General features: G+C 45.3%; 5 protein-coding genes. All 5 read left to right on the forward strand.

Going from position 1 to position 6,406, the window contains the following annotated elements:
• The first annotated feature begins 66 nt into the window (after positions 1 to 66).
• Complete coding sequence (locus ACFQ03_RS15020) at positions 67 to 648, forward strand: hypothetical protein (RefSeq protein WP_144934300.1); 582 nt, start codon at positions 67 to 69, stop codon at positions 646 to 648.
• An 89-nt stretch (positions 649 to 737) separates the two neighbouring features.
• The gene (locus ACFQ03_RS15025) at positions 738 to 1,022 is read left to right on the forward strand and encodes a small, acid-soluble spore protein, alpha/beta type (protein ID WP_379289140.1); all 285 of its coding nucleotides are present in this window, start codon (positions 738 to 740) and stop codon (positions 1,020 to 1,022) included.
• 149 nt (positions 1,023 to 1,171) lie between these two features.
• Positions 1,172 to 2,377 (forward strand): methionine adenosyltransferase, encoded by a 1,206-nt coding sequence (gene metK, locus ACFQ03_RS15030; RefSeq protein WP_379289142.1) that lies wholly within the window; start codon positions 1,172 to 1,174, stop codon positions 2,375 to 2,377.
• A gap of 191 nt (positions 2,378 to 2,568) precedes the next feature.
• Entirely contained in the window at positions 2,569 to 5,226 is a 2,658-nt protein-coding gene (locus tag ACFQ03_RS15035) for a stalk domain-containing protein (protein ID WP_379289144.1), read from the forward strand.
• A gap of 236 nt (positions 5,227 to 5,462) precedes the next feature.
• The coding region (locus ACFQ03_RS15040) for a sensor histidine kinase (protein ID WP_379289146.1) at positions 5,463 to 6,406 on the forward strand (944 nt) is incomplete at its 3' end.

Genomic DNA, 6,406 nt, shown 5'->3' on the forward strand with positions numbered 1-6,406 from the left:
CTTTTTTTTGTCCGATTTTGGTTTAATGTAGTTAGTCTGGTTTAAAAAAGAACAAGAGGTGACTTTATGAAATCGAAATGGAAGTTTATAGCGGCCCCCGTTTTGTTGGGAGCGGGATTGTGGCTTGGTTCGATTATGACGACAAGTGCTGATACCGGAGCTGGTGAAAAGCCTGGAACGGCTGACGATCCGTTAGTTACAAAAAGTTATGTAGATCAGCAAATTAAGGCTATAACCGGAGGCGGTGGCACCCCGGCAACAACGGATATTGATCTTCAAAAGCTGAAGGAAGAAATTCTTAAAGAAATACAGGCAGGTTCAGGATCCGGTTCTTCCGTTGGAAGCAGTCTAGAAGTGACGGTAGTTGAACTAGATCCTGGCCAGACTTTATATGCTGCCCCCGGCACGGAGGTTATAGTGCGAAATGGCAAGGCAATTGCCGTAAGCAGTGACGATAATGGGATTCCCGATGTTACCTCAGGAAAAGATTTGTCAGCAGGAACCGTCATTGAATTGAATCATTTATTATTATTCCCAAGAGAAGGACGCGGTATTCAATCGGATACAAGTAACCAAACCGTCATATATGTAATGGTTAAAGGCAATTACATGGTAACTAACAAAGACGGCTCTAAAGTGACGCCATAATTTTTCCCCTCATGGCATAAAGTTATACGTTTGAAGGCCTAGGGACAAGCCATACTAGGGTTACACGATATAAGGAGGTGACTCCAGTAATGGCAAAGTCCAATAACAATAAAGTAGTGCCTGCAAGCAAACAGGCATTGGATCAAATGAAATACGAAATTGCTGCTGAATTAGGGCTTCCGGTAGGCCAGCAATATTTTCAAACAGCGGCATTGGATACAGAATTCGCTGCAGAATTAGGATCCGTTACTTCCCCGGCGGTTCGTGAAGATTATTGGGGGCATATTGCCACCCGGGACACGGGAGCTGTTGGCGGTACCATAACCAAAAGATTGATCCAAAAAGCAGAAGAAGCTCTCTTTTCCTTATCCTAAATAATTCCGCGCTAAATCAGACAAGTCACCGATTGACAGCTTTAGACAAATAAAGTACTATGAATTAATGAAGGTATTCCAACCATCTCTCCTAATCGGAGAAGGTTGGTTTTTTGTGTAAAGCATATTTGAATAGGGAGGTCGAAGAAGTGACGACTTCAAGTAATAGACGTTTATTTACTTCGGAATCGGTGACGGAAGGTCATCCGGATAAGATTTGTGACCAGATTTCGGACGCGGTTTTAGATGCATTTCTTAAAGAAGACCCTAACGCTCGTGTAGCATGTGAAGTATCTGTAGCGACAGGGCTGGTTCTCGTGATTGGGGAAATTTCCAGCCGTGCGGATTATGTGGACATTCCTGCGATTGTGCGCAATACGATTAAGGACATTGGATATACTCGTGCAAAATATGGTTTTGATTATAAAACCTGCGCTGTTTTAACATCTTTAAACGAACAGTCCGCTGACATCGCTCAGGGGGTTGACCGTGCTCTGGAAGCCCGTGAGGGACAGATGACGGATGAAGAGATTGAAGCGCTTGGAGCAGGCGATCAAGGCCTTATGTTCGGTTTCGCCGTGAATGAAACTCCTGAATTCATGCCGATGCCGATTGCATTGGCCCATCGGTTGTCCCGCCGGTTGGCCGAAGTTCGTAAAGATGGAACCTTGAGCTATCTGCGCCCAGACGGGAAAACGCAGGTAACGGTCGAATACGAAGGAGACAAGCCGGTAAGAGTGGATACTATCGTTGTGTCTACCCAGCATGCTGAAGATATTACGTTGGAGCAAATCCAGAAGGATATTAAAGAGCATGTTATTATGCCTGTAGTTCCTGAACAATTTTTGGATGCAGATACGAAGTATTTCATTAATCCGACAGGCCGATTTGTTATTGGAGGTCCCCAAGGGGATGCCGGCTTAACCGGACGTAAAATTATTGTAGATACTTACGGAGGATATGCCCGCCACGGCGGAGGGGCGTTCTCGGGGAAAGACCCGACTAAGGTTGACCGTTCTGCCGCTTATGCCGCACGTTATGTGGCAAAGAATATCGTGGCTGCAGGTCTTGCGGATAAGTGTGAAATTCAATTAGCCTATGCTATTGGAGTAGCTCGCCCTGTTTCCATAAGTGTAGACACATTCGGAACAGGCAAAGTAAGCGAAGCAAAGCTTGTTGAACTCATTCGCAAACATTTCGACCTTCGCTCCGCAGGCATTATTAAGGAACTTGGTTTAAGAAATCCTATTTACAAGCAAACAGCGGCTTACGGCCATTTTGGACGGACGGACATTGATCTTCCTTGGGAAAGAACGGATAAGGCCGAAATTCTTAAGCAGGAAGCAATGAACTAAATTACACAGATATAAAATAACAGCATCGATGCTTTTCAAAGTATAAATTAACTTAATTCGACAAAATTCCGACGCCTATTTTTCCTAATAGGCGTTTTTTTGTTGATTAACGTAACTTTTTACCTATAAGTAGAGTCTAATACTAGAGAAAAAGAATGAGAGACTAATAAATTTGGAGGAGAGAAAAGCAAATGCAACAGCAAGAGAAGCGTAAAAAAAGAAAAAAACGCTATGTAAAAGCTTTGACTTGGGTATTAGCGTTCATGCTGGTTTTGCAGACATGGTCCTTTTCGGCTGAGACGGCTTCTGCCAGCGGAACTGTAACTTATAAGGGGCAAGAGATTATTACCGCTGGAGCGATTCTGAAAAAATACGACTGGGTGTCTACCCGTAATAATAAGCCTGCCCATGTCAACGTCAATGTGATTGAAGTAGCATTGGAAAACCCTATGGTCAAGTTGGATGTGATGACCGGAAAAGGCGGCAAATTTACAACGAAAAATACAGTAAAGAAAATGGCGCAGGAGACCGGTGCCGTAGCCGGAGTGAACGGAGACTTCTATAATACTAAAGCAAACCTAGCTCCGATGGGACCGCAAATGTCCGGCGGCGAGATTATGGCTACCCCGAATGAACTGCCGGGCTTCTACAGCTTTGGATTGACCAAAGATAACAAGCCGGTCATTGATATGTTTACTTTCACCGGATCGGTTACGGCCGCCAATGGAAATAGCTATTATTTGGGTGGCGTTAATAAAACTTACTATTGGTTTGAACCTAGTGGGCAGCACAGTATGATAGATAGTATTTTCCTCTATACCAGTTCTTGGGGAAGCTCAGACCGTGCCAATGATGGGGTGACGGTTCCAACGGAAGTGCTGGTTCAGAACGGCATTATTCAAGATATTAAAGTAAATGGAATTTTTGAGATGGCACCTCCCGAAGACGGGTACATACTTAGGGCAGCGGGTGCAGGAGCACAATTTGTTCAGGATAACTTGAAGATAGGAGACCCCATTCATTCTGCCTATAATATAGTCCCGAGGGATCCCAGCCGTCCGTACGATGCCGAAGATTTTCAAATGATGATCGGTGGTCATACGATTCTAGTGGATAATGGGCAGCCTGCAGCCTTGTCTAGAAAAGATGCGGATTACACAAAGGCCAGGGCACGTACCGCAATTGGTTACTCCCAGGATGAAAAATATGTTTATCTTATAAATGTGGAAGATAATGCGAACAGTGATGGAATGAGCTTTGCCGAAATGCAGGATGTTATGACCCAGATTGGAATCTGGAAAGGAATGAATCTGGACGGCGGAGGTTCCTCCCAGATGGTAGCCCGCCCGCTTGGGGAAACCGGTGTGGAGTTGGTTGCTGCTCCAGAGTCTAACTATCAGCGCGAAATTGTTAATGGGATTGGTGTATACACTCTTGCCCCTAAGGGAGAAGCGCTTGGATTGAACATTTCCGGACCGAAGAAATTATTCGTCAATGAATCGGCAGCTTATTACGCAAGAGGCTATGATACTTATTATAACCCGATTACAAATTTGGACGACAACGCGGTTTGGAGTAGTACGGATGGCATGGGTACCTTCGAAAACAACGTCTTCACACTTACGCAAGCGGGGAAAGCTACGATTTCCGTCTCGTCAGGACAAGCTACCTCCAGCAAAGAGGTGGATGTTGTTCGCAGGGAAGATATTGAAAGCTTGACCATACAGCCTTCCAGTGGAGTGCTGATGAATAACGAAGAGATTCAATTGTCCGTTAAGGCCAAATTAAAAGACGGCACAGAAAGAACCGTTCCCGCGGAATCATTCCAATGGCAGATCAAAGGGTTTCAAGGGGAAATCAAGGGAGACACTCTTCATATTACCGATATTCAAGGAACAAGTGCAGGACAGTTGATTGCCAGTTATGACGGTTTCAGCACGATTCTGAATCTGCCGCTGGGGTCGGAGAAGCTTTGGGCTGATTTTGAACAGAGTAATCCGGCGGTATCCTTCAGCTCTACAGAAGGTGTAACCGGCGAGATAAGTCGAGTACCGGGAATGTTTGGCTTGGCAATGGATAACTATGCGGTACAAATGGACTATGAATTGATTGCTGAAACAGGAACTTTGGCGGCATACGCTGATTTTGGACAAGAAGGTGTATTGCTGGAAGGCGAGCCCCAATCTATGAGTGTTAATGTGTGGGGCGATAACAGCGGCAATTGGTTACGTGCAGAACTAATTGATGCAGCCGGTAAAACCCATCGGGTAGATCTCGCCAAAGAGATAAACTGGGATGGTTGGAAAACGGTGAAGGGGAACTTCTCCAATCTGGACATGGCTTATCCGGTACAATTGAAGCGAATTTATATTGCGGACATAGAGCAAGGGAGAGCGGATAGAGCCCGCAAGGGAACCGTTGCATTAGACGATATTAAGCTGCATTATAAGACGGAAGTCCCAAATCCTAAGCGAAACAAAGTAAGCCTGACTATCGATGAGCCGAAGATTACGGTCAATGGTGAGAGCATGACGATTGACCAAGCCCCGGTACTCATTAGCGGAAATACATTGGTGCCTGTTCGTTTTGTAGTGGAGGCCCTCGGCGGCGAGGTCATTCCGTGGAATGAAGGGGATACCGAACGGAAAGTGACGATTTTTAAAGACGGACAGATGGCTGAATTATGGCTGGACCAACTGGACTTGGTTGTTAACGGCAAAGTGGTTACCGCCGAAGTGCCTCCCCAATTAATGAATGAGCGCACAATGATGCCTCTAAGAATTTTGACAGAAAACTTTGGCTGGAAAGTTTCTTGGGATCAGGAGACGCATACTGTAACATTGGAGTAGTGTGATACGAGCCTCCCTGTTACTAATCGGAATGAAAGTTATAGGCTGAAAACAAGGCCGGTATAGAAAAATTCAACAATTTTTGTAAAAGTTCTTCACGGCGTCCTTTAAGTGGCATGTAAATATGGTAAAATAGTTCCATCGAAACTCTTCAAATGTTTCCGAAATGTGTTAGTATAGTATCATTGAGGGAATAACCCGATGAGTTAAAGGGGTAAAGGATAGAGTGGGATAGAGTGAAGGTAGATGCCATAGATCGTGTCATTAAGGACGCCATTCATGTTATGGAAAGCAGCAAGTATAAAATATATGAGATCAGCGAAAGCGCCCGCAACGAACTGGATGCCCTGAACCGTGAGCTTCAACAGGTGATAGAGGAGACCACGTTGACCATTCAACAAGTGGATAAGCTTGAGCTGGACTACCGAAGATCGAGAATTCGGCTTACGGAGGTAAGCCGGGATTTTCACCGCTTCACGGAAGAGGATATCCGGATTGCTTACGAAGCGGCAACCCAATTACAATTGCAGCTAACCATATACAGGGAGAAGGAGCATCATTTGAAGATGCGCCGGGATGATCTGCAGAAGCGGATTCGCAGTGTGGAACGGCAGGTGGAACGTGCGGAGACGCTGGTTTCCCAGATGAATGTCGTTCTGGAGTACTTATCCGGTGATTTAAATCAGGTTACGCGTATGTTGGAATCAGCCAAGAACAGACAGATGCTTGGCTTGAAAATTATTATGGCACAGGAAGAAGAACGGAAGCGGATTGCGCGGGAAATTCATGACGGTTTAGCTCAAACGATGGCCCATGTTGTTCTGAGAACGGAGATAGCGGAACGGATGCTGAGTCAAGAAAATCTAGATTCGGTAAAGGAAGAACTGAGCGATCTTAAAGGTCAGGTAAGAGACGGGCTGGAAGAGGTCCGCAAAATGATTTTCAACCTCCGCCCTATGGCCCTGGACGATTTAGGCCTAATCCCCACCCTTCACAAATTTGTACAGGATTTTGAAGAGAAATCGAAAATAAGAACGCGATTTGAATTAGCGGGAAGGGAGAAACGGCTTCCATCCGAGATGGAGGTAGCCGTATACCGTCTGATTCAAGAGGCATTCTCCAATGTATTGAAGCATGCTAAAGCCACCTATATCTCATTAACGATAACCTTTCAGAAGCA

It is taken from the genome of Paenibacillus residui, assembly GCF_042677205.1.
In the GTDB taxonomy this organism is placed as follows: Bacteria; Bacillota; Bacilli; order Paenibacillales; family NBRC-103111; genus Paenibacillus_L; species Paenibacillus_L residui.

What these genes read in the sequence shown, in the direction of transcription:
- ACFQ03_RS15020 (WP_144934300.1), top strand. Translation starts at nt 67, where the DNA reads ATGAAATCGAAATGGAAGTTTATAGCGGCCCCCGTTTTGTTGGGAGCG.
- ACFQ03_RS15025 (WP_379289140.1), top strand. Translation starts at nt 738, where the DNA reads ATGGCAAAGTCCAATAACAATAAAGTAGTGCCTGCAAGCAAACAGGCA.
- ACFQ03_RS15035 (WP_379289144.1), top strand. Translation starts at nt 2,569, where the DNA reads ATGCAACAGCAAGAGAAGCGTAAAAAAAGAAAAAAACGCTATGTAAAA.